The following is a 24,679-nucleotide window of genomic DNA, read 5'->3' as shown; positions in this document are numbered from 1 at the left end:
TAGGAGAAAAAGGTATGGAAAGAAAAGTTGGAACTGTTTCAAGGGGGATTCGTTGTCCTATCATTCGTCAAGGGGATGATTTAGTCAAGATTGTGGTGGATTCTGTTTTAGAAGCGGCGGAAAGTGAAAAATTTGATATTCGTGATCGAGATGTGGTTGCAATCACAGAGTCAATTGTAGCCAGAAGCCAAGGAAATTATGCCGATATTGAAGCGATTGGTCAGGATGTTCGGAATAAATTAGGGACTGAAACCATAGGAGTTATTTTCCCTATTTTATCTAGAAATCGTTTTTCGACTTGTTTAAAAGGTATTTCCCTGGCCGCAAAAAAAATCATATTGATGTTATCTTTCCCAAGAGATGAAGTGGGAAATCAGTTATTAACAGAAGAGCAATTAGATGAGCATCATATTGACCCTTATCAAACGGTTTTGAGCTTAGAGGAATATCGAGCCTTATTTGGCGAAAATAAGCATCCATTTACCGGTATTGATTATGTGGATTATTATAAAGAAGTGGTTCAATCAGCGGGGGCAGAGGTGGAATTTGTGTTTGCAAATCAGGCTAAAGAAATCTTGAAGTATACGGATAAAGTGATCAATTGTGATATTCATACTCGTAGAAGAACGAAAAGAATTTTGGAAGAAGCCAAAGCAACGGTTTGTTCATTATCCGATATTTTAACTACTTCGGTGAATGGCAGTGGTTTTAATGCAAAATATGGTCTATTGGGTTCAAATAAAAGTACAGAAAGTAGTGTGAAATTATTTCCGAATGAATGCCAAGATTTAGTTCAGAAAATTCAAAAGAATTTCTTAGAAAAGACAGGGAAGCATGTGGAAGTAATGGTCTATGGAGATGGCGCATTTAAAGATCCGGTGGGTCAGATTTGGGAATTAGCCGACCCGGTAGTTTCGCCAGCTTTTACAGAAGGGTTAGATGGAACACCAAATGAATTAAAACTGAAGTATTTAGCGGATAATGATTTCAAGGGACTAACTGGAGAAGCGTTGAAAAATGCTATTTCAGATCGTATTAAAGAAAAAGACACAAATTTAGTCGGCAAGATGGAAACAGAGGGAACTACACCGAGGAGGTTGACGGATTTGATCGGTTCTTTGTGCGATTTAACTTCTGGATCGGGTGATAAAGGAACCCCAATTGTTCATATTCAAGGCTATTTCGATAATTACACCAATGAATAACATGAAACAAAAAATAACAGCTGTTTACGCCGGAATCCAGGGAAGTTATTCCATGATTTATGCAGGAATCGGCTCCTTTGTGTCGGTGTATTTATTGGCACAAGGGTTTTCTAATTCTGAAATTGGATTATGTGTCAGTATCGCGAATTTGTTGGCTGTTTTTATTCAACCGGGTTTGGCCAATTGGGCAGATCGATCCGAAAAAGTGAAATTAACCGATATTATTACCGGTATCGGTCTTTTTCTGTTGGTTGCGTTATTGGCTTTGTTTTGGGCAAAGGGACATACCTTTTGGGTATTTAGTTTGTTTGTGTTAGCTTTAGCCGCGCATGGGGTATTTCAACCATTTATCAATGCTTTAAATCAACGTTTTTTGAAAAAAGGGTATGCTATTAATTTTGGTTTATGTCGATCGGCCGGTTCGGTTGGGTTTGCATTGGTTACGGGATTGTTAGGTTCAATAGTGATGATTTATGGGAATCAATCCATTTTAATGGCTTCTTTGATTTGTTTAATTTTATTGATGGCTTCTAATTTTATGTGTCATCAACTTATGAAAAAAGAACCGAATCTCTCTTTTTACAAAGAAGAAATGGAAGAAATTTCTTTAAGCACCTTTGTACGAAATAATAGAACTTTTTTATTATTAAACCTCGGAGTGATGTTGGTTTTTTATCATGTGAATGCTTTAGGAGCATTCTTATTTCAAATGATTCAACCGATCGGTGGAACAGAGACGGATATGGGCTTTTTGTTTGCCTTAATGGCTATCGTAGAAGTGCCTTCCATGATTTTCTATAGTCGTCTTCAAAAACAATTTGGTTCTAAGAAAATGTTGGTGTTTTCAATGATGGGTTTTGTATTGAAATTTAGCATTTTTTGTTTTGCAAAGGGTGTTTGGATGTTATATGTATCGCAATCTTTGCAGATGATTGGCTATGCGATTTTCTATCCGGCCATGGTGAATTACACGATAGAAATTATGAGTGAAAAGGAGGCGGTTAAAGGTCAAGCTTTATTTACCATGATGATGTTGATAGCAGGAGTTATCAGTAATATCACAGGTGGTTATTTTTTAGATCATTTTGGAGTTTCTTTCTTTTTGATGTTTTGTTGGATAACATGTGCATCGGGTGCTACATTGGTTTGTGTCATGGTTCAAAAAATCAAGATTCCACAAGAATAGTAGCTTAGAATTTTTTTTGCTAAGATAATGATATGAAGAAAAAAATAGTGGGAGAATTGGCACATTATTTATTACCGAGCATGTTGGCGGTGATGGGTACATCGCTTTATATTTTAGCCGATACTTTTTTCATTGCGAAAGCGGAAGGATCGAATGGTATTGCGGCTTTAAACTTGGTTTTACCTTTATATTCCATCACTTATGGAGTTGGTGGGATGATTGGTATTGGGTCAGCTACTCGCTATTCTTTGCAAAAGGCAAGAGGGTCAAAAGATATTGATTTTTATTTTTCTAATGCGATTATGTGGAATCTGTGCCTTAGTTTGTTGTTTGCTTTGATATTTGGTTTTTTTACAGAACCAATTTTGCGATTTTTAGGTGCAGATGCTGTTTTATTACAGGTTGGTATACCATATATGCGGACAGCGATGATTTTATCTCCGTTTACGATGGTTAATAGTTGTTTTGTGGCTTTTATCAGGAATGATCATAATCCGAAACTGGCAATGGTCGCTACATTATTTTCAGGTTTGTTTAATATTGTGATGGACTGGTGGTTGATGTTTCCAATGAGGCTAGGAATGCTGGGGGCTGCACTTGCGACCGCTATTGCACCAATGGTTTCCATGAGTATCTGTTCACTTCATTTTTGGCGAAAAGAAAATCATTTATATTGGATATGGCGTCGACCATCAATTTCAAAATTATTTCGTTCCATGTCTTTGGGGTTGGTGGTTTTTATTGGTGAAATGGCTTCGGGAATGACAACCATGGTGTTTAATTTTGTATTATTAGGTCTTGGGGGAAATATTACAGTAGCGGCGTATGGGATTGTGGCCAATTGTGCCTTGGTGATTATCGCTATCTATAATGGAATTGCACAAGGGTTACAGCCATTAGCTTCTCATTATTTTGGATCAGGGAAAAAAGAAGAAAGCCAAAAAGTTTATCAATATTCATTATTGTTTGGGCTTTCATTAACCGCTGTTTTAGTGGGGATTACGTTTATGTTTACGGAAGAATTGGTGGCGGTGTTTAATGAAGAAGGGTCTTTGGCTTTAGCTCAATTAGCACAAAGAGGAACACGGTTGTATTTTATAGGATTCTTTTTAGCGGTGATTAATGTGGTTCAAGCCGGTTATTATAGTGCTATTGGTTTAGCAAAAGAATCTTTTGTGATTTCCATGTTAAGAGGGACGGCATTAATTTGTTTATTTGCGTTGATTTTGCCAAAATTGATTGGTGTAGATGGCGTTTGGTTATCGTTTTTATCGGCGGAATTAGGAACAGTTTTGATTAGTTATTGCTTGGTACGAAAATCTTATCAAAAAAAATTATTGGATACTGAACAAAGAGAAAAATCTCTCTGGTAAAAAAAGCAGATATAAAAAACACTATCTTTTATAAAGTAGTGCTTTTTTCATGATTTTTAGAGGATGATTCATGTAATTTTGATAAAGCTAATAAAATGGATAATTTACCATATTCTAAAGATAAACCACCTTGAAGATAAAGCACATAAGGTGGAATGACAGGAGCATCTGCACTTAATTCGATGGTACTTCCCTGTGTAAAAGATCCACAAGCCATCACTTCATCAAAGGGATAACCGGGCATAGGTGCCGGCAAAACCTTTACATAAGAGTCAATGGGGGACGTTTCTTGGATTCCTTGCGTGAAATTAATCAAGTTTTCTTCTGTTTCTAATTCAACGGTTTGAATGATATCGGTTCTGACATCATTATACTTAGGTGAAACATTTTTATAATGCAGTTTTTCGAGCATATAAGCTGTAAACACTTGGGTTTTCAAAGCACTACGGACTGCATTGGGAGCCATAAAAATGCCTTTAAAGAAAGTGTTATGTGTATTAAAGTTAGCCCCCAGTTCTTTTCCTATACCGGGAGCGGTCAAACGATCTGAAATGCTTTGAATAAGCTCTTTTTTACCAGCTATATAACCTCCAGTCGAGGCAATGCCACCACCTAAGTTTTTCATTAAAGAACCAACGACGACATCGGCTCCGATATGCCCCGGTTCTTGTTTCTCTACCAGTTCTCCATAACAATTATCGACCATGATGATGACTTCTTGATTGATGTTACGAATCTTTTGAATCAACTGGGCTATTTTATTTAAACAAAGAGAATTACGAGAAGCATAGCCTCTGGAACGTTGAATTTCTACTAACCGGACATCTTTTTTCTGTAAGCGTTTAATGATTTTTTCTTCATCAAATTCACTGTTAATTAAGTCGATTTGTTCGTAAAGGACACCATTAGCTTTTAAAGATTGACTGGAATGACCGCTTAGACCAATCGTTTCTTGTAGGGAGTCATAAGGGGTACCGGTTAAGGAAATCATCGTATCTCCATATTTTAAAAGAGCGGAGAAGGTTAGATATAAGGCGTTGGTTCCTGACATGATTTGAGGGCGAACAAGGGCATCTTCACAACCTAGAACAGTGGCGAAAATGTGTTCTAATTTATGCCGACCTTCATCGTAGTTACCATAACCATTGATATCCGCAAAATCGGAATAAGAAACATTGTTTTCAATGAAAGCGGAAAGAATACGGTCAGAATTATAAAGGCAAACTTCATCAATCTGCTCGTAAATTTCTTTTAAATCCAGTTCGGACTGTTGAGCAAGTGTTAATAGCTCAGGTTTGACTTGGTTTTGAATCATTATGAGTAGTCTCCTTTTGACACGTTTATCATTATACTCCATTAAGAGAAATAGAATACGTGCTATGATGATAGAAAGAATTGAAGAGGTCATGATGAAGACGAGTAGTACATTGGTATTCACCGGGGATATTGGTTTTGATAAATACATGGATCATAAATGGGAAGATCCACATTTAATTGCTCAAGAGGTAATGGATTTTTTGCATGAGGGAGATCATGTGATTGTGAATGTGGAAGGGGCCTTGATTGAACAACAAGAAAATCATCAAGAATTGAAACATACGATGAATCCTTTAGCCATTCAAGTACTTGAACAAATGAAGGCGGATATTTGGAATCTTTGTAATAATCATATGATGGATGCGGGTGAAAAAGGAGTTGAAAATACTTTGAATTTGGCACGCGAGCATCAAGTTCAAACCATAGGAGCTGGCATGAATTTGGAGCAAGCTAGAAGACCCGTTTACTTAGAGGAAGCCGGCGGTATTGGTATCTTTAGCGTGGGCTATCGTAGAGGGTGTAAACCGGCAAGTAAGAATCAAGCCGGTTGTTATCTCTGGAATGAAATGGAATTGATTCAAGAAAGTATTGAAACCATCAAGAAAAATTGTCAATGGTGTGTGTTGGTGGTTCATGGAGGAGAAGAGTTTACTTCATTACCTTCTCCGTATACTCGAGATCGATATTTGCGTTATTTAGAAATGGGAGCTGATGTGATCGTCGCCCATCATCCGCATGTACCGATGAATTATGAAATCGTAAAAGATAAGATTATTTTTTATTCCCTTGGAAATTTTATTTTTGATACGGATTATCAACGCAGTCAATTTCATACGGATATAGGAGAATTGGTGAAAATTAAGTTCACAGAAACGGAATTTGTCTGGGATGCCATGGGGATTAAAATTAATCGAGATGTAGAGCACATTGAAGCTTGCCCATTGCCGGTGATTTTCCAACATGTTCCTTCTGATCAGTATGAATTATTAAAACCATTGGCAGCTAAAATGATGGTGTCTGCTTATAAACGTCAATTGATCTATCAAAAGCCGGAAGAATTTAGGCAGGCAAGTGAGAAACAATGGGAAGAAAACTTTTTAGCAGAAAAAAGGAGTGGTCGTGTGGAGGGCGAAGGCTTGGATTTTCGGATTATATATCCCTTAGCAAAAGAAGCGGAAAATGGGCAATGGAAAAAAAGTTATTTAGAAGATATTAAAAATTATTTAATTGAGCAGCTCTAGCTTTAAAGGATTCTTTTGAGTGGTCTCTAAATAGATGGTTATGACTTAGAAACTTGTATCATGATAGAAAATCGACTACGCAAAGATGAAAAGGGACATGTAGATCATCAAAATCGATGATCAGAGTTAAAAGAGAAAATAAGAAGTAGTCAACTAAAAACAGTCATAAAGGTCAGTGATGAGCTATTAGATTTGTAGTAGCCTTTTGGAAGAATATATCGTAAACATCAGAAATCACATTCATGGAAAGATACCTTTGTAAAATTATTAGTTAAAGATTTACAAAAAGAGTTTCCTGATATGAAAGAGTTATGAACCATATGAAACAGATCTCATGGAGATATCATCAAAGAATAATCAATAAGTGTAAGAAATAAGGGATATTTTGGTGGAAATCAACCATTATTTTCACTATGGAGAAGTATATTTTGACTTTCCTATTTTTCCTTGTTTTCGACATTGTGTTACAATGAATTCAATGAAAAAAACAACCTTACAAATAACAGAAGGAGCCATGATTTTAGCGATGATGGGAGTGTTTCTCCTAGTGGATCGTCAATTAGCGGGCAGTTTATCGTCTGTGTTTGCGTTTGTGATGCCATTACCAATGGCTGTTTATACAAGGAAACATGGAGGAAAGATAGGCTTGATGGTTTTAGTTGCTGCCTTTTTTCTGAATATTGTATTAGTTAACCCGTTATCTCTATTTTTGGTATCAGCCCAAGAAATCATCGGTTTTTTCTATGGTTATTTAGCGAATCATGGTCAGAATTTCAAACAAATTCTTTGGAAAATGGTGATTTTTGGGGTGCTTGTGCAATTAATTGATTTTACAATTTCTTTAAAGGTATTTGGTGTCAATTTGGATTCTCAAGTCAAAGAAATGACGGATTTATTTCCAAATATCGTGAAAATGTATCAACCATCTGTTTTGAAGAATTTAGTGTATTTGAGTTCTATCTTATTAGGAATGTTACAAGCATTAAGTACGTGCTTGTTATCTCAAGTTCTATTGGATCGCTTAAAGATTCAAAGTCCTGTTTTAGAACGTTTTGGTAACCAAAAGCCTAGGTCTTTGTATGGTTATTTATCAACCGCTGCTGTCATTCTTTTTATCTATTTAATGCGTCGTCCGCTGTCACAAGAAATTTTGCAGATGTTGGGGTTAACCATTGGCTTAGTTGGTCTGGTTTATTTAATGTTTTGGGGTTGTTTATGTTTGATTGCGTGGTTGATGCACCTTGGTTTTCCTAAAATGGTGTCTGCTTTATTAGTATTGATTGTATCGCTTATTTTGTACTATGTAGTTTTATTGATAGGGATGATTTCCATCTTCTATCCAAAAATTAGAGGATAAGAATTATGAAAGAAAAGTTATCACAAATACAACGAATGGCAGCGATTGTCATAGGGTTTGAACTGATTGTAACGATTGCCTTAGGAACTGTCTTTAAAATGACGATTTGGCCGATGATATTGGTGATTGTTGTTGAGGTGGTTCTTTTAGTGTGGTGTTTTGATTATTTGGAAAAAAGTGCTTTAGAAGAGACAACAACGATTGAACGTGTTTTAGGAAAATCGGCGATGGATGGATATCGCTTAGCAAAATTAGGGATGGTCGTTTATGATGAAAACTATGTCGTCATTCAAATGTCCGATTTATTCAAAGATTTAGGGATTGATCGTATCGGTTATAAACTGCTGAGTTGGATTCCGGAAGCCAATGATTTATTGAGTGGGGCAGCAGATATTAGCTATGTCAGTTTAGATGGAAGAGTTTATGAGTTAACCAGACAAGAAGAGGAACCCATTATCTTTTTTAAAGATGTCACGGATCTAAACCAATTAAAGGATCAATTAAAACAAGAAAAAATTGTAATTGCTATCGCTCATTTTGATAACTACGAAGAAAGTACCTTATATGCAGATGAGGGGGATATAGCTTTCATTAATGCTAGTATCCGTACACCATTGAACGTGTATGCCCAAGAACATAAGATGTTTTTACGTCGTTTGAGCAATAATCGATATTTAATGGTCTTAAATGAAAAAATTTATGAAGAATTGGTAGAAGATAAGTTTTCTATTCTCAGAACCATTCGAAAGGCAGCGAATGCGGTTGATGTGTCCATTACGCTATCCATGGCTTTTGCGAAAGGCACCAGTAATTTCTTAGAGTTGGATGAAATGGTGACGAAGTTATTGGATTTAGCTCAAACTCGTGGGGGAGATCAGGTGGCCATTCAAACCAAAGGGGAAGAAGTGCAATTCTTCGGCGGCTCTTCTGAGGCGACAGAGAAACGATCTCGTGTTCGTGTTCGGGTGATTTCACATGCTCTTCGAGATTTGATTCTGAATAGTTCTAATGTGATTGTAGCAGGGCATAAAGATGCGGATTTTGATTGTATTGGATCGGCTTTAGCGGTAGCGAAGATGACCATGTCTTTAGGAAAAGATACGTCTATTATTGCAAAAACAGGCGGTTTGGAAGAAAAGGTATCAGCTGCTTTAGAACAACACCTTTCTGAATTTGAAGAAGAGGGTATTCATTTTATTTCGGAAAATGAAGCTTTAAATGAACTTCGCGAAGAAACCTTGGTGATTATGGTGGATCACCATAATGTGCAACAATCCAATGGTTCTAAGGTAGAAGAACAGGCCAAGAAAGTGGTCATCATCGATCATCATCGCCGTAGTAGTGAAATGGGGGTTAAACCAATTTTGATGTATATTGAAGCAGCGGCCTCCAGTGCGAATGAATTGGTTTCGGAAATGATCCCGTATGTGGCTCCTAAGGCAGATATTAGTCCTTTGGATGCGTCCTTTATGATGGCCGGTATGATTATTGATACGCGACAATGGCGTGTGAGAACGGGATCTCGTACATACGATGCGGCCAGCATCATTCGAAGCTATGGAGGAGATCCACAGGTGGCGTATGGGTATTTGAAAGAAACTTATGAAGAGTTTCAACTAAAAAATCAAGTGATGTCGAATGCTGAGCGGTATGAGGGGGGAATTGTCATTGCTTTGGTGAGTCAGAAGCGTATTTCTCGTTCTATGATGTCACAGATTGCAGACCAAATATTAAGCGTTCAAGGCAGCGAAGCGGCTTTTGTGATTGCCAATGATGAACAAGGATTAAGTTGTATTAGTGCTCGAAGTAATGGAAATGTCAATGTGCAAAGAATCATGGAAAAACTGGGTGGCGGCGGTCATTTGAGTGCTGCGGCTGTTCAAAGGAATGATTTAAGCATTGAGGACTTAAAAACACAATTGATTCAACAAATTCAACAAGAAGGAGGAAATAGAAATGAGAGTGATCTTGAAACAGGACGTTAAAAAAGTGGGCAAAAAAGGAGAAGTAGTAGAGGTCTCTGATGGGTATGGACGTAATTTTTTAGTAGCTCGTGGTTTAGCGGTTATGGAAACGAAAATCTCTCGTGAAATTCTTTCCGAACAAAAAGAAGAAGCGAAAAAGGAATATGAACTCAGTAAAGCTAAGGCGGAGGAAACCGCTAAAGAATTGGATCAATTGGTCTTAACCTTTCATGTGAAATCAGGAGAAAGCGGTCGCATGTTTGGCTCTGTCTCTACCAAGCAAATCATGACGGAGTTAAGAAGGCTGGGATATCACTTTGATAAACATGTTATTTTAGATACACACCCCATTCAAAGCTTAGGCACAACGAAAGTTCGTCTGGAAATCTTTAAGGGTGTGATTGGTACAATTTCCGTGAAAGTGTTAGGAACGAACTGATGGCTAGAAAATTACCAACCGTTCCTGATATTGAAAAAAGCTTTTTAGGAACTATTTTGTTATATCCGGAAGGGAATCATCAAGTATTAGATAGTTTAGAGGAACAAGATTTTTTTGAAGAAAGACATCAGTATGTGTTTCGTATTTTAAAGAAACTAAGAGAAAAAGGAATTCCAAGTGAGATCCCTTCGGTTCAATCAGCCTTGGAAGATGAGAAATTATTAGATTTAGTGGGCGGCTTTCATTATTTATTAGAACTGCAAGAATCCGCCATTTCATATAATAAGCCTGAACAATTTGTTCCTACCTTAAAGGAAAAACGAATCCAAAGAGAAATGATTCAAGCCAGTGAAGCTATTGCGGAAAAGGGCTATGAAGGTGTCTCTGATTTGGGGGAATATCTTTCAGAGGCGGAAGAATATATTTTGCGCATTGCCCGTTCAAGGGAAGCCGGTGGCTTTAAAGATATGATTCAAACTATGGATGAGTTAAAAAATGAATTGAAACGGAATGCAGAATTAAAAACCGATGTGACAGGTTATAAAACAGCCTATGCGGATTTAGATCGCATTACCCATGGTTTACAAAAAGGGGATTTGATTGTTGTGGCTGCTCGTCCGGCGATGGGGAAAACAGCGTTTGCATTAAATGTTTTAAAGAATGTGGCGAATCATAACGATGGTGCTGTGGTGATGTTTTCTTTGGAAATGGGAAATGTGGACTTGGGAAGACGTATTTTAAGTGCTGAATCAGGTATTCAATCTAATAAATTAAAATCTCCTAGAAATTTAAATAATGATGAATGGAATTTATTGTATGAAGTCATGAATGACTTTAAGATGAAAAACAAGATTTTTATTGATGATGCTCCTAATCGAAAAGTACGGGATATGTATCAAAAGTGTCGTGAAATTAAAAAACAACATGGTCTTAGTCTGGTAGTGGTAGACTATATTCAGCTGTTATCGACAGATCGTAGACAAGGTGAAAATCGTCAACAAGAAGTTTCGGAAATTTCACGAGCTTTAAAAGGTCTTGCCAGAGAGTTGGAAGTTCCGGTGATGGCTTTATCTCAATTATCTCGTGAAGTGGAAAAGCGTGAAAATAAGCGACCTATGCTGGCAGATTTGCGTGAGTCAGGGGCAATTGAACAGGATGCGGATATTGTTATGATGTTATATCGCCAAGCTTACTATGATCGAGCAGGTGAAGGAGCGGAAAAAAGGCCGGAAGAAGATGGAAAAGCGGATGAACTGGAAGTGATCATTGCAAAGCATCGTAATGGTGAAACAGGGACGGTTAAATTAGCCTTTACAGGTAACACCAATGCGGTTAGTTCGGTGGATTGGAGAGGTAGTCACTAATGAAAAAATGGGCTCATTTGTTGGTAGCTTTATGGTTGGCTATTGGCATCACATTCTGTAGTCAATCCCCTGATTCCTTGCATTTATCAAGAGAAAGACTCGTGGGTATGTTTAATCAGAAAGTGGAGTCCCTTTTCTTATTTCCAAAAAATCATTTGGCTTTATACTATCGTGATCAATTTATTGGTTTTATTTCTTCTCAAGAAGCCTATGAACAACATCTTAAAAAAATCTATGAAAATAATTATAAGAAAAAATACCCGAATAGCCATTGCTCTTTAGGAAATGGGTTTTATCTTTTGAAACAAAAAGGCTTTGAGAAGATAGAGAATCAAGATGAAAAAATATTTGCGTATTTAGAAAAAAATGAAGCTTATACCTTGAAAACTAAAGCTGTTCGCTTTTTGAAGGAAGGGAAGGAATATACAAGGATCTACGTGGCTTCGGAAGATCTATATCAAAAAGCCTATCAACGTTTTTTACATTATTTTGTAAGTGAAGATAACTTAGCTTCTTTAAAAAAGCCAACCAGTCAATTTAAAGATTATGGCACAAAAATTCGTTCTGTTTCTTTTCCGGAAAACACTAAAATAGAAACTGCCTATGCTTTGCCAAAAGAAATCAAAAGTAGTGAAGAAGAAGTTCTTCGTTTCTTAGAATATGGTGATTTAGAGAAGAGGAACACGTATGTGGCGAAAGAGGGGGATCAGTTGGATGGTATTGGCACGTTAAATGGTGGTTTGAGTGTTGAACAGTTGAAGCGTCTAAATGCTAATGTAAAAGCTATTTCCGAGGGACAAGTATGGAATGTACAATATTTTCGCTCACCTTTGGAGGTGGTGGTTTATAAAGAAGTTTTAAAGAAAGAAGAAATTCCTTTTCGGACTGAATATGTTCAAGATAATCAATTGAAAAAGGGAGAATGGAAACAACTTCAAGCAGGGAAGAATGGTTTTCAGAATGTCTTATACGAAGAAAAATGGGTGAATGGTATCTTAGTCAGTGGTAAAAAAAAGAGTCATAGGGTCATAGAAGAAGCTAAAAATGCTTTGATTGCAGTTGGTAATAAAAATGAACTGGCTATTGGAACGGGTAGCTATATAGCTCCTGTTAAAAATCCTAAAATCAGTTGCAAGTGGGCTTGTTATGCCGGGCATGAAGGATTGGATTTTATCAATGCCTATCAACGGTGGGCTCAGGTTTATGCTAGTGATGATGGAACTATTGCGGAAATAGGGAAGAATGATACGTTAGGGAACTATATCATCATTGATCATCATAATGGTTATGAAACTGTATATAGTCATCTGAAAGAAAAAGCGAAGGGTGAATTAGGCTCAATTGTGAAAAAAGGAAATGTGATTGGCTGGATCGGAATGAGTGGAAAGGCAAGTCACCCACATGTGGGTTTTTCTATTCGTCAAAAGAAAACAGGTAAATTGATGAATGCTTGTAACGGGTTGATGGATTGTACGGGGTATTTGAAATGATGAAATATACATTGATTTGTTCAGGCTCGAAAGGAAACAGCTTTTATCTGGAAGATGGTACCACTCATATTTTAGTGGACTGTGGCTCTTCTAAAAAAAGGATTTTAGCGGGTCTTCACGATTTTGGGGTAGATGAAAGAGAGTTAGATGCGGTTTTAATTACTCATAATCATGGTGATCACATTGCAGCCGTAACTGCTTTTAAAGACTATCCTATCTATTCTCCTGTGGAATTAGAAGGAGTCGATGTTTTCCTAATCGAGGCAGATAAAGCGTTTACGATTGAAACACTTCAGATCATGCCGATTGGCTTGTCACATGATGCTGGAAAAACCGTTGGATATGTCTTTGATAATGGTGTGGAACGTTTGTTATATATGACAGATACAGGTTATTTAAATGAAAAATACATTTCTTATTTAAGGGGAATGGATTATGTGATTATTGAAAGCAATCATGATGTGGAGATGTTGATGAATACCAATCGCCCCCTTTATTTAAAACGAAGAATCTTGGACGATGAAGGTCATTTAAATAACGAAGATTGTGCGGCTATTTTAGAAAAAATCGTGACGGAAAATACTAAGTATATTTGGTTAGCACATTTATCTCAAGAGGCTAATACACCGAAATTAGCTTTAAATTGTACGGTTCAGGCTTTAAAGAAAATGAGATTAAACGGTTCGATCAAAGTAGCAGTAGCAAAACAATTTTGCGCTTTAAAAAAAGGGGAAAAGGCTGGAGAAATGGACTTTGGTAATGATTGGTCTGTTGTGGATATGGAATCTCATTCTTAGCTGGTAACTGTTTTCAAATCATAGTGGTATCAGAATAATGGTATGTGATCACCATGCTGGATGGTTAAAAGATTAGGCCTGTGGAGGAATTTATGAAGGTGTTGTGTATTCATAAGAAAAAAGAAGATAGTATTCATGTAAAAATTTGGCAAGATGAAAAAGAAAGATCTATTCCGAGGAGTTTCTAATGATCCGTTTAATCGTGGTTGGAAAGGTAAAAGAGTCTTGGATGCGTTCAGGAATTCAGGAATACTTAAAGCGTTTATCTATTTATGAAAAAGTGGAAGTGGTGGAAGTAAACGATGAAAAAGCACCGGAATCAAATTCTGAGGCTCAAAATGAAGAAGTCAAGAAAAAAGAAGGTAATCGTCTTCTGAAAAACATTAAGAGTCAGGAATATGTGATTCTATTGGATTTGGCCGGTACACAAAGGACAAGCGAAGAATTAGCCAATCAATTAGATCATCTTTATACTCAAGGAAAAAGTCAAATTTGTTTTGTGGTAGGAGGCAGTTTAGGCTTGAGTAAAGAAATCATGACTAGAGCAAATGATCGTTGGTGTTTATCTTTGTCGACATTCCCTCATCAATTGGTCCGTATTCTTCTTTTAGAACAAATTTATCGCAGTTTTCGAATTTTAAATCATGAACCTTATCACAAATAAAATATCTTTTGAACGAATTTAAGGATATTGTCCTGGTTTTCTAAACAGATATATTGAAAAACAGAATGGTTTTGTTATATTCAAATGGATTCATCAGTATGAAGATTTGTGGTAGCCTGGAGAATAGAAAATTCAATCACTACATGTCCCTATTTAGAAATGAAATCGCTTAACTTTCGATTGCAACGAAAAATAAATAAGTGTAGAATGACAGTGTACTAGTGAGGACTATAGGAGGATTTTATATGAAGGAAATTACAGTTACGGTCATTGACCCGGTTGGGTTGCATGCACGTCCTGCTACGGTAGCTGTTAATGCTGCAAGTAAATTTAAGAGTGAAGTGAAGGTTTCGTATAAGGGTCGTACGGTGAACATGAAGTCTATCATGGGTGTGATGTCTTTAGGAATTCCGACACAATCTGAAATCACGGTTTCTTGTGAAGGTGACGATGAAGAATTAGCTGCTAAGACAATCGAAGACGTATTACGCGCACAAAAAGTGATTGCTTAATGAAAATGGGAAAAGGGGCTTCGGCTCCTCTTTTTTAGATAAGGAGGTATGACATGAATTCAGAATACAAACGTTGGTGTCAACAAGATTTAGAAGAATTAGATTTAATGGAAGAATTACGTTCCATGCAAGGGAAAGAAGAAATCATTGAAGATCATTTTGGAAAATCTTTGAGTTTTGGAACGGCTGGCTTAAGAGGTGTTTTGGGGGTTGGAACAAACCGAATGAATCGTTTTGTGGTTCGTCAAACCACACAAGGATTAGCTCATTATGTCAATCAAATTCAAAAACCAAGAGTAGCCATCAGTTATGATACACGATTAAAAGGGTGGGATTTTGCTAAGGATGCGGCTTGTGTTTTGGCGGCTAATGGAATCCATGTCTACTTATATAGTGCAGCAATGCCTGTTCCTGCTTTATCGTTTGCGACTCGTTATTATCATTGTGGAGTTGGTATTATGTTGACGGCTTCCCATAATCCATCAACGTATAACGGTTATAAAGTATATGGTGAGGATGGTTGCCAATTAACCGATGAAGGAGCCACGACGGTCTATGACGAGATTCAAAAGACCGATATTTTTACAGGGGTCAAGAGAATGTCTTTTGCTAAGGCGATTCAATCCGGCTTAGTGGAGTTTGTAGAAGATGATTGCTTAGAAGCGTTTTATCAAGCCGTTCTTTCACAACAGGTTCGTCAGGATGTGGTTCGAAAATCAGGATTACGGTTGGTGTATAGTCCTTTGAATGGAACGGGGTTAGTACCTGTTTGTGAAATTTTAAAAAGAGTAGGTATTCAAGACATTTACTTAGTCAAGGAACAAGCGTATCCAAATGGTTATTTTTCCACCTGTACTTACCCAAACCCGGAAAAGAAAGAAACCATGGAATTGGGGATTGCTTTAGCGAAACAGAAACGAGCTGATCTTGTCTTGGCGACGGATCCGGATGCCGATCGTGTGGGAATTGCGGCACGATTAGATAATGGAGAATATCACTTAATTAGTGGTAATGAAATGGGGGTGCTTCTTTTAGATTACTTAGCTAAGAGTAAGAAAGAATTAGGAACTTTGGTTTCCAATCCGATAGCGGTTCGATCCATTGTATCTACCCCTTTAGCAGATGAAGTGGCGCGAGAATATGGGGTGGAATTACGCCATACTTTAACAGGCTTTAAGTGGATTGGCGATCAGATTCATCAATTGGAAGAAAAGGGAGAGGAATCTCGTTTCTTATTTGGATTTGAAGAAAGTTATGGTTATTTATCAGGAACTTATGTTCGGGATAAAGATGCGGTGGTAGCGAGTATGTTAATTTGTGAAATGGCCGCTTATTATCGTTCTGTTGGTTCCTCTATTGTGCAAGCCCTGCAAGAGATTTATCAAAAACACGGCTACTATTATGCTAAAGTGATGAGCTATGAATTCACCGGTTTTAAAGCGATGGAGGAAATGGCCGCAATTATGAACCGTCTTCGTAAGGATCCGATGACAGCGGTAGATGGGCAAAAGGTGATGGAAGTCGTGGACTATGAGGAAGAAACGGGCTTACCAAAAGCAAATGTACTTTCTTATCATTTTGAGTCAGGAACTCAAGTAATGGTTCGTCCTTCCGGTACAGAACCAAAATTAAAGATTTATTTAACGGTTGTTGGTAAGAATCAAGAAGCGGCACAACAAAAAGCTTCTCTCTTCTTAGAAGACCTACAACAACAACTTCGTTTAGGGGGTAAATGATGCGATTGATATGGCGTAAACTAACTTTATCTATTTGTTCAATTTGGATGGCTTTAGCTCTTTTGACACCGATAAAGGCAGAACCTAGTTTTAGTGAGTGGGCGATGCAACAGTTCAAAAACAGCATGGAAGATGATTTCATGAATCTTCATTTCTCTTTGAAAAATCCGTCAAAATATGGCATCAAAGCCAAAGAAATTTCTTTAGGAAAAGCGCCTAGCAAAGAGGAATATGAAAAAGGACTTGCTGAAAATAGGAAAACTTTGAATGAATTGAAACAATTCGATCGAGATAAATTAAGTGCACGAGAAAAAGTGGATTATGATATTTTGAAGGATCATTTGGAAAGAGATAGTCAACAAAATTTTTATAATTTTCAATTTTATTTCTTGCCTCAATCAGGGTTGATCACAAATTTAACTACGAATTTCACAGAATTTAAGATTGAAAATGAAACGGACATTCAAAATTATCTGAAGGTTTTAACGTCGGTTCCATCTTATATTGATGGAGCTTTAAAGGTAACGAAAGATCAAGCCAATCGAGGCTTCTTTATGAGTGATAAGGCTTTAGATGAAACGGAAGCACAAATTGATAAATTTATTAGAAAAAAGGAAAATAGTGCTTTGATTAAAACGTTTAATCAGAAAATAGATGCTGTTAAGGGAATTTCCGATACCAAAAAAGAAGAATACAAAAAGAAAAATCGGGATCTTGTTTTGAAACACTTTATCCCTTCTTATGAAAAAGCCAAGAAAGAACTGGAGTCTTTTCGAGGCAGTCGCAAAGGGAGGTCGCTTTACGATATGAAAGGGGGCTTGGATTATTATAAAAATCTATTGCAAGCCAAATCCAACACAAAGGGAACACCGAAAGAAATCTTTGATTTAGTCGATAAAGCTTTGGATAAAGAGATTCGAGCCTTAATGACTGTATCTATGACGTCCAAAGAAAAAGAATTGGGGGAAAGAATTCCTCGGAAAGATCCGGTTCAAATTTTGGAAGAGCATAAGAAAAATTTGAAGAAGTTGTTCCCTAGCCCTGCTAAGGTGCAATATACAGTTAGTTATTTAGATCCGTCTGTTGCCAATGATGGAGTGGTCGCTTATTATTTGAATCCGACAATTGATGATATTCGAAATAATGTCATCCGGATTAACCGTTCGGCTGTTAAAGATACCAATGAAATGTATTCCACGTTAGCTCACGAGGGGTACCCTGGTCATTTATACCAAATGACATGGTTTTTAAACACGAAACCACACCCGATTCGCTCGGTAGTGGGTCATATTGGATATAGTGAAGGATGGGCTATGTATGTGGAAGATGTTATGTGGCAGTTTTCCGGTTTAAAGAAAAAGGCAGTGGAATATAATCGTACTTTAACTAATATTAATTACATGCTACCGGCTGCTATTGATATTGGTGTGAATGGACTTGGTTGGAAGCGAGAGGATGTGATCAATTATGTCAACAGCAAAGGACTGGATGGCAATGCAGCAAAAGAATTGTATGAAGCTGTGATCAAGGATCCGGCTATTTATATACCATATGGCGTTGGTTTGACTCAATTTCTAACAATGAAGTATCAGGTTGTTGAAAAGCTTGGTTCAAAGGTACTTAAAGAGTTAAATGAAGTTTTCTTAACCAATGGGGATCGTCCTTTTTGGATGGTACAAAAAGATGTAGATGCCTTCTTAAAGAAAAAAGGAGTGCAGACGGAATTTTCTTTTAAGGTTTTGGTGATGAATTTGGCAATGAGTTTCCAAAAAATTGTGGTTCAACATGGCTAAGACAAAAGCTTGGAATGGGTATGTGGCTAGAGAATTGGGAAATCCCGAGTATCAGCACTTACATGAATTTGTGGCGAGGGAATATAGTCGTCAAGTGGTCTTTCCACCGATAAATGAAATCTTTTGTGCGTTTGATTTATGTCCGTTTGAAGATATTAAAGTAGTGATTTTAGGACAAGATCCTTATCCAACCAGAGGGATGGCGCACGGGTTAGCCTTTTCCGTGAAGGAAGGAAGGGAATTACCAGCCAGTTTAAAAAATATTTTCCAAGAAATTGAAAGTGAATATGGTTATCAAAGGAACAAGGGAAATTTGCAAGATTGGTCTAAACAGGGGGTTTTTCTTCTAAATACGATTTTAACGGTTCGAGAGGGACGACCATTGAGTCATCAAGGTCAAGGTTGGGAAATGTTCACAGATACGGTTTTACAGAAAATCAATGCGGAAAAAGACCATGTGGTTTTTGTACTTTGGGGTAGACAAGCCCAAGCTAAAGAAAAGTGGATTGATCCGCAAAAGCATTTGGTGTTGAAGTCGGTTCACCCGTCTCCTTTATCAGCATATCGAGGTTTCTTTGGATCTGGTGTTTTTCGAAAGGTCAATGAGCAATTACAAAAATGGGGTTATGATCCGATTCAATGGTAAAAAAGTGGTTCTAAAAGAAACCACTTTTTTATAATTAAGAGTAAAAGGATTTAAAATAGCTAACATAAAATAAATTCTAATTTATACACTTAATTTATTTCTTTGTTTTCTAACTTCCGGTTTTTGAGTTCAGATTTAATTAACTCTGAAAATTTTTTACTAATATCCCTTAAAGCATTTCCTACTGATTTCCTAACACATTTACTCTTATCTTCGTTTAATACAGCCATTTGTCTAATTAATTATTCTTCTTTGTTTTCTTTGGAATTATCCCATCTGTCACATAAAAATTTCCAATTTTTTCTATCTGTGATGATATTTACATTCATTAGCTTATTTAGTTTCTTCTCATGCAAACCATAAAAAATAGGATTCCTGATTTTTATGGTCAGTTTTAAACAATTAAACGGACGTTTTTGAATTTTTATTTGTTCTATATCTTCGAGTTTAAATTTAAAATGTAAGACACTATATCCTCTTCTTCCATAAGTATAATATTTAATAACATTGTTTTCATAAATTTCTAATTTCACTCCATTTATGAAGAGATAATATCCCATAAAACAAACGAGGATCGGAAAGTAAATCAGCACTATTACAATAATCATTTTGTCTGAAAAATCAGTTCTATATCTTTTAAGATGATTCAGTATCGATATAACAATAAAAAACGAAGATATTATAAACAAATAGCCTATCCTATTAAATTTAGACTTATGGGGATATGCCAAAATCAGTTCTGGTTTATCTTGTAAAAAATCTGCTTCCATAATCTCTCCTTTTTCACTTATCGTTTCTCATTTATTATTTAAATTCCAATTTAGTTGTATATTCACAACATAATAATCATACCAAAAAAAGCATAATAAAATAAGACTATAAAATAGGATGTTGTTTAGATGGTATGTAGATAGGAGAGAAACATATGAGAAAAGAAAAGATCTGTATTGTATTGATGTTGTTACTTACCGGATGCTCCAAAAAATAGAGAAAAAATAGAACAACTGAAGTCACATTTCAAGGTGATTAAACATTATTACACAGTGATTATTGATATATTAGAGGAAGAAAATAAATAAAATAATGCGATAATTAGGGGCACCATGGACAACTGATTCTTCTTATTTCGATCGGTTGTCCTTTTAAATTGTTGAGATAGAAAAGGAAAATGGCTCCTTCATTTAGAAAGTCTATGAAAAGGATAGAAAGCCCTGAAAACTTAGTGATATAATAAACAAGTAAAAGGAGGATAACCATGGCGAAGGTTACGGTTAAAGATTTAGAGGTAACAGGCAAGCACGTCATTGTGCGTGTGGATTTTAATGTACCTCATAAGGATGGAGTTATTACGGATGATAATCGTGTGCGTGCAGCATTACCTACCATCAATTATTTAACAGAGCAGGGAGCAAAGGTATTACTACTCAGCCACCTTGGTAAAGTGAAGACAGAAGAAGACAAAGCTAAGAATGATATGTCTATCGTAGCGGATTGTCTGGCAAAGCTTCAAAGTGCTCCTGTCACATTTGTGAATGCGACTCGCGGTACTGAATTGGAAGAGGCAGTAAAGAATCAAGCAAATGGTTCAATTGTCTTAATGCAAAATACCCGTTATGAAAAGGGTGAATCCAAGAATGATGAAGAACTGGGAGCTTATTGGGCTTCTTTAGGCGATTTGTTTGTGGAAGATGCATTTGGTTCGGTGCATAGAGCTCATGCTTCGACAGTGGGTATTGCCAGTCATTTACCTAGTGCATTGGGTTTCTTAGTGGAAAAAGAAGTGAGTGTATTGGGTAAGGCGGTGAATGATCCTCAACGTCCGTTCGTGGCTATTTTAGGTGGTGCTAAAGTATCGGATAAAATAGGTGTCATTGAAAATTTATTGAAGATTGCAGATAAGGTTCTGATTGGTGGCGGTATGTCCTATACATTCGCTAAAGCCAAAGGTGGTGAAATCGGTACTTCTTTATTAGAAGAAGATAAAATGGATTTAGCCAAGGAATTTATGGCAAAGGGAGAGGGGAAGTTGTTCTTACCGGTAGATACGGTCATTGCGAATGATTTCTCAAATCCAACGGAAATCAAAACGGTGGAAGCCGGTCATATCCCTAGTGATTTCATGGGTTTAGATATTGGACCTAAGACAGTGGAACTGTTTAAAAAGGAATTAGAAGGGGCTAAAACTGTGTTCTGGAATGGTCCTATGGGTGTGTTTGAAGATGAACGTTTCGCTAAAGGAACAATCGCCATTTGTGAAGAATTAGCCGGTTTGGAAAACGCCACAACGATTATTGGTGGTGGTGACTCTGCTTCTGCTGCGAAAAATTTAGGTTACGCTGAAAAGTTTAGCCACATTTCTACCGGTGGTGGAGCTTCTCTTGAATACATGGAAGGAAAGGAGTTGCCGGGAATTGCGATTATTCCTGAAAAATAAAATGAATAGAAAACCGATTATTGTTGGAAATTGGAAAATGAATAAGACGCCGGTTGAAACGGAAGCTTTTGTGAAAGAAATTGAAGCTGTTTTGACCGGAGATGAAAAAGCAGATTATGGTATTGGTGCACCGTTTATTGATTTGGATGTGGCTGTTCGTCATGCTAAGCATCTGTTGATTGCGGCTGAAAATTGTCATGAAAAAGACAATGGTGCTTATACGGGCGAGGTATCTGTTCCGATGTTGAAAGCGGTGGGTGTGACCTATTGCATTATCGGTCATTCAGAAAGAAGAACATACTTTAATGAAACCAATGAAGCTTGTGCTGCTAAAGCAAAGCGCTTATTCCAAGATGGAATTACACCAATTCTATGTATTGGTGAAACGGAAGCGGAATATGATACCGGGAAGACTCAAGAAGTAATCAAGTCTCAATTGTCTGGTTCTTTGTCTGGCTTAACGGCAGAAGAAGTTTCTAGAATGGTTATTGCTTATGAGCCAATTTGGGCAATCGGAACCGGCAAATCAGCTGATTCAAATACAGCTGAAGCTTGTTGTCAATTGGTTCGTGAAACGGTGTGTGGTTTGTACGATGAACCAACGGCTCAAGCAGTTCGTATTCAGTATGGTGGATCGGTGAAACCAACCAACATCAAGGAATACATGGCTTGTGAAGATATTGATGGTGCTTTAATTGGCGGTGCTTCTCTTAAGGAAGACTCTTTTAAAGAATTGATCATGGCAACAAAGTAATACATTAGGAATAGGAGGATATAAGAATGCCTAATTTTATTGATCCAATTGTAGAAGTATTTGCTCGTGAAGTGTTAGATTCTCGTGGTAATCCGACCGTAGAAGCGGAAGTTTATACAGAATCCGGTGCGTTTGGTCGTGCCATTGTTCCATCCGGAGCCTCTACTGGTGAACGGGAAGCTTTGGAATTGCGTGATGGGGATAAAAATCGTTATTTAGGAAAGGGAACTTTAACCGCTGTTGATAATATTAATGAAAAGATTGCTCCGGTGGTAGAGGGATTAAATGTTTTTGATCAAGTTTTAATTGATCGTGTGATGATTGAATTAGATGGCACTGAATTCAAGAGTAATTTAGGGGCTAACGCTACTTTAGCGGTTTCTTTAGCTACCGCTCGTGCAGCTGCTGATTCTTGTGGACTTCCATTATATGAGTATATTGGTGGTACAAACGCTAAGGTATTGCCTGTCCCTATGATGAACGTCTTAAATGGTGGTAAACATGCGGATTCTGCTTCAGATTGTCAAGAATACATGATTATGCCGGTAGGGGCTGATAATGTTCATGAAGCTGTTCGTATGGGGGCTGAAACATTCCATGCTTTGAAGAAAGTATTGAAGAAATATGGCTATAACACATCAGTTGGTGATGAAGGTGGATACGCTCCATCAACTATCAAAGGTAATCATGGTCCTTTAGAAACGTTGGGAAATGAAGGTCCGTTAGAATTGATGGTGGAAGCTGTTAAGGAAGCCGGTTATGAATTAGGCAAGGATATTTGTTTTGCAATGGACTTGGCGGCTTCTGAATTCTATGATGCTGAAAAGGGCAAGTATGTTTTATCTCGTTCTGGTGAAGGTGAGAAATCTTCTGAAGAAATGATTGAAATGTTAGAAAGATGGGTTGAAAAGTATCCACTGACTTCTATCGAAGATGGTTTAGCAGAAAATGATTGGGACGGATGGGTTGAATTAACCAAACGTTTAGGTGAAAAAGTTCAATTAGTTGGTGATGATTTATTCGTAACTAACACGACTTACATTAAGAAGGGCATTGAACTTGGGGCAGCTAACTCTGTTTTAATTAAAGTAAATCAAATTGGTACTTTGACGGAAACCTTAGATGCGATTGAAATGGCTAAGGAAGCGAAGTACACAGCGGTTGTTTCACATCGTTCTGGTGAATCGGAAGATAGCACAATCGCTGACTTAGTAGTTGCTACCAATGCCGGTCAAATTAAGACAGGTTCTTTGAGTCGTACAGATCGTATTGCTAAGTATAACCAATTGATGAGAATTGAAGAAGAATTGGATGAAGTGGCTCAATACCGTGGTAGAAAGGCTTTCTATAACGTTAAAGCCGTTTCTTCTAAATAAGGAGATTCAGTAAGAAGGTTTCTTTTAGGAGATCTTCTTTTTAGTTAGACTTAAAAAGGAAAGTGTGGTATATTCGAACCAAATTAGAAGGGGCTAAGTGCTATGTGTAAAAAATGGCTATGTTTTTCTTTGATCGGTGTTTTATTGATGGGTTGTGGAAAACCGGTGACTAAATCAACAGAAAAAAAAGAAGAAGTAAATTTAGCGACTTCTTATACGGGTTTACCGAAAGATCATCAGTTTGAACAGATGAAAAAAGAAGATGTTTTGAACTTTTTAAAGCATGGAACTGGTGTTTTAACACTAGGATTTCCGGAATGTAAATGGTGTCAAGCCTATTATCCCGATTTAAATGAAGTTTTAAAAATGGCTTCTTTAAAAACGAAGTACTTTAATATTTATGAACAAAAGAAATCTGATCGCACTTTCTATGACCAAGTAGCGACTATTTTGGAAAAAAATAACACAACAGGTAAGAAAATTGTGAAGTACGATAACGATGGCAAACAAGTGATTTATGTGCCTTTGGTCTTATTTGTGGAGCAGGGTAAAATTGTTGGTTTTGATAATGAAACCAGTGAAGTGAGTGGTATGGAAACCAAAGATTATTGGACATCGGAAAAGAGAGCTTCTCTGAAAGAACGTTTAGCTCAATTGGTGAAACAAAATAAGCGAGCTCAAGAAAAAAATCAAGTGGGTGGTTGTAATAGTGATAAGTCCGGTTGTAAAGCGGGCTAGAGTTGTTGAAATAGAAAGTAGATGCTATAATGCTTATGATAAAAAGGTGGTATAAATGGCAAATGTATTAAATCCAATTTTAATGATTGTGTCCGCTTTGATCATCGTCTTAACGTTGTTACAAGGTGGTAAGTCTGATGGTATTTCTGGAGCGTTTACAGGAAACGGTGGACTGAACTTATTTGCGAATCAAAAGGAAAGAGGATCTGAGAAAGTGATTTCTAATATGACGTTGGTTCTCGGTGTTATCTTCTTTATCCTAGTTGTTGCAATTCGTGTTGTTAAATAAAAGC

22 protein-coding genes are annotated in these 24,679 nt (G+C 37.0%); 20 read left to right on the top strand and 2 right to left on the bottom strand.

From position 1 onward, the window contains the following. Positions 1 to 14 precede the first annotated feature (14 nt). The 3 genes from HMPREF9013_RS01180 to HMPREF9013_RS01170 are packed head-to-tail and all read left to right on the top strand — an operon-like array spanning position 15 to position 3,764. Entirely contained in the window at positions 15 to 1,205 is a 1,191-nt protein-coding gene (locus HMPREF9013_RS01180) for a coenzyme F420-0:L-glutamate ligase (protein ID WP_006626540.1), read from the top strand. Then, positions 1,198 to 2,391, top strand: coding sequence for an MFS transporter (locus tag HMPREF9013_RS01175; protein ID WP_083793751.1), 1,194 nt, complete (start codon positions 1,198 to 1,200; stop codon positions 2,389 to 2,391). The genes HMPREF9013_RS01180 and HMPREF9013_RS01175 overlap by 8 nt, the downstream gene beginning before the upstream one ends. 32 nt (positions 2,392 to 2,423) lie before the next feature. Beyond that, positions 2,424 to 3,764, top strand: coding sequence for an MATE family efflux transporter (locus HMPREF9013_RS01170; protein ID WP_006626538.1), 1,341 nt, complete (start codon positions 2,424 to 2,426; stop codon positions 3,762 to 3,764). Positions 3,765 to 3,792: 28 nt separating this feature from the next. Here HMPREF9013_RS01170 and HMPREF9013_RS01165 read toward each other — a convergent pair whose 3' ends face one another. Further along, on the bottom strand, positions 3,793 to 5,079 hold the full coding sequence (locus HMPREF9013_RS01165; RefSeq protein ID WP_006626537.1) for a methionine gamma-lyase family protein: 1,287 nt from the start codon (positions 5,077 to 5,079) through the stop codon (positions 3,793 to 3,795). A 64-nt stretch (positions 5,080 to 5,143) separates the two neighbouring features. Here HMPREF9013_RS01165 and HMPREF9013_RS01160 point away from each other — a divergent pair, with 64 nt between their 5' ends. From HMPREF9013_RS01160 to HMPREF9013_RS01105, 12 genes are all read left to right on the top strand, one after another. Further along, positions 5,144 to 6,322, top strand: a complete 1,179-nt coding sequence (locus HMPREF9013_RS01160; protein WP_006626536.1) for a CapA family protein — start codon at positions 5,144 to 5,146, stop codon at positions 6,320 to 6,322. Positions 6,323 to 6,800: 478 nt separating this feature from the next. Then, on the top strand, positions 6,801 to 7,679 hold the full coding sequence (locus tag HMPREF9013_RS01155; RefSeq protein WP_198002108.1) for a DUF2232 domain-containing protein: 879 nt from the start codon (positions 6,801 to 6,803) through the stop codon (positions 7,677 to 7,679). Between the two features lie 5 nt (positions 7,680 to 7,684). Continuing rightward, complete coding sequence (locus HMPREF9013_RS01150; protein ID WP_006626534.1) at positions 7,685 to 9,664, top strand: GGDEF domain-containing protein; 1,980 nt, start codon at positions 7,685 to 7,687, stop codon at positions 9,662 to 9,664. Then, positions 9,636 to 10,082: a 50S ribosomal protein L9 gene (gene rplI, locus HMPREF9013_RS01145; protein WP_006626533.1), complete on the top strand. Its 447-nt coding sequence runs from the start codon at positions 9,636 to 9,638 to the stop codon at positions 10,080 to 10,082. Before HMPREF9013_RS01150 ends, rplI begins: the two co-directional genes overlap by 29 nt. Beyond that, positions 10,082 to 11,446: a replicative DNA helicase gene (dnaB, locus tag HMPREF9013_RS01140; RefSeq protein WP_006626532.1), complete on the top strand. Its 1,365-nt coding sequence runs from the start codon at positions 10,082 to 10,084 to the stop codon at positions 11,444 to 11,446. The genes rplI and dnaB overlap by 1 nt, the downstream gene beginning before the upstream one ends. After that, a complete protein-coding gene (locus tag HMPREF9013_RS01135; RefSeq protein WP_006626531.1) occupies positions 11,446 to 12,936 on the top strand; it encodes a M23 family metallopeptidase in 1,491 nt (496 codons plus the stop codon). Before dnaB ends, HMPREF9013_RS01135 begins: the two co-directional genes overlap by 1 nt. Continuing rightward, positions 12,933 to 13,733, top strand: coding sequence for an MBL fold metallo-hydrolase (locus HMPREF9013_RS01130; protein WP_006626530.1), 801 nt, complete (start codon positions 12,933 to 12,935; stop codon positions 13,731 to 13,733). Before HMPREF9013_RS01135 ends, HMPREF9013_RS01130 begins: the two co-directional genes overlap by 4 nt. Before the next feature lie 187 nt (positions 13,734 to 13,920). Next, positions 13,921 to 14,397: a 23S rRNA (pseudouridine(1915)-N(3))-methyltransferase RlmH gene (rlmH, locus tag HMPREF9013_RS01125; RefSeq protein ID WP_006626529.1), complete on the top strand. Its 477-nt coding sequence runs from the start codon at positions 13,921 to 13,923 to the stop codon at positions 14,395 to 14,397. Positions 14,398 to 14,642: 245 nt separating this feature from the next. Then, positions 14,643 to 14,909 (top strand): HPr family phosphocarrier protein, encoded by a 267-nt coding sequence (locus HMPREF9013_RS01120; RefSeq protein WP_006626528.1) that lies wholly within the window; start codon positions 14,643 to 14,645, stop codon positions 14,907 to 14,909. 53 nt (positions 14,910 to 14,962) lie between these two features. Next, a complete protein-coding gene (locus HMPREF9013_RS01115; protein WP_006626527.1) occupies positions 14,963 to 16,645 on the top strand; it encodes a phospho-sugar mutase in 1,683 nt (560 codons plus the stop codon). Beyond that, positions 16,645 to 18,438 (top strand): DUF885 domain-containing protein, encoded by a 1,794-nt coding sequence (locus tag HMPREF9013_RS01110; RefSeq protein WP_006626526.1) that lies wholly within the window; start codon positions 16,645 to 16,647, stop codon positions 18,436 to 18,438. The genes HMPREF9013_RS01115 and HMPREF9013_RS01110 overlap by 1 nt, the downstream gene beginning before the upstream one ends. Further along, complete coding sequence (locus HMPREF9013_RS01105; RefSeq protein WP_006626525.1) at positions 18,431 to 19,084, top strand: uracil-DNA glycosylase; 654 nt, start codon at positions 18,431 to 18,433, stop codon at positions 19,082 to 19,084. Before HMPREF9013_RS01110 ends, HMPREF9013_RS01105 begins: the two co-directional genes overlap by 8 nt. A 242-nt stretch (positions 19,085 to 19,326) precedes the next feature. On the opposite strand, the gene HMPREF9013_RS01100 is transcribed toward HMPREF9013_RS01105, so the two are convergent. Continuing rightward, on the bottom strand, positions 19,327 to 19,854 hold the full coding sequence (locus tag HMPREF9013_RS01100) for a hypothetical protein (RefSeq protein ID WP_006626524.1): 528 nt from the start codon (positions 19,852 to 19,854) through the stop codon (positions 19,327 to 19,329). Between the two features lie 485 nt (positions 19,855 to 20,339). Here HMPREF9013_RS01100 and HMPREF9013_RS01095 point away from each other — a divergent pair, with 485 nt between their 5' ends. From HMPREF9013_RS01095 to secG, 5 genes are all read left to right on the top strand, one after another. Continuing rightward, positions 20,340 to 21,518: a phosphoglycerate kinase gene (locus HMPREF9013_RS01095; RefSeq protein WP_006626523.1), complete on the top strand. Its 1,179-nt coding sequence runs from the start codon at positions 20,340 to 20,342 to the stop codon at positions 21,516 to 21,518. A 1-nt stretch (position 21,519) separates the two neighbouring features. Then, complete coding sequence (tpiA, locus tag HMPREF9013_RS01090; RefSeq protein WP_006626522.1) at positions 21,520 to 22,272, top strand: triose-phosphate isomerase; 753 nt, start codon at positions 21,520 to 21,522, stop codon at positions 22,270 to 22,272. A gap of 26 nt (positions 22,273 to 22,298) precedes the next feature. Beyond that, positions 22,299 to 23,648 (top strand): phosphopyruvate hydratase, encoded by a 1,350-nt coding sequence (eno, locus tag HMPREF9013_RS01085; RefSeq protein ID WP_006626521.1) that lies wholly within the window; start codon positions 22,299 to 22,301, stop codon positions 23,646 to 23,648. 102 nt (positions 23,649 to 23,750) lie between these two features. Continuing rightward, on the top strand, positions 23,751 to 24,386 hold the full coding sequence (locus HMPREF9013_RS01080; protein ID WP_006626520.1) for a hypothetical protein: 636 nt from the start codon (positions 23,751 to 23,753) through the stop codon (positions 24,384 to 24,386). Between the two features lie 55 nt (positions 24,387 to 24,441). After that, positions 24,442 to 24,675, top strand: coding sequence for a preprotein translocase subunit SecG (gene secG, locus HMPREF9013_RS01075; protein ID WP_006626519.1), 234 nt, complete (start codon positions 24,442 to 24,444; stop codon positions 24,673 to 24,675). Positions 24,676 to 24,679 lie beyond the last annotated feature (4 nt).

The organism is Bulleidia extructa W1219, from assembly GCF_000177375.1.
Lineage (GTDB): Bacteria > Bacillota_I > Bacilli_A > Erysipelotrichales > Erysipelotrichaceae > Bulleidia > Bulleidia extructa.
This window is presented reverse-complemented; position numbering and strand designations above follow the sequence as displayed.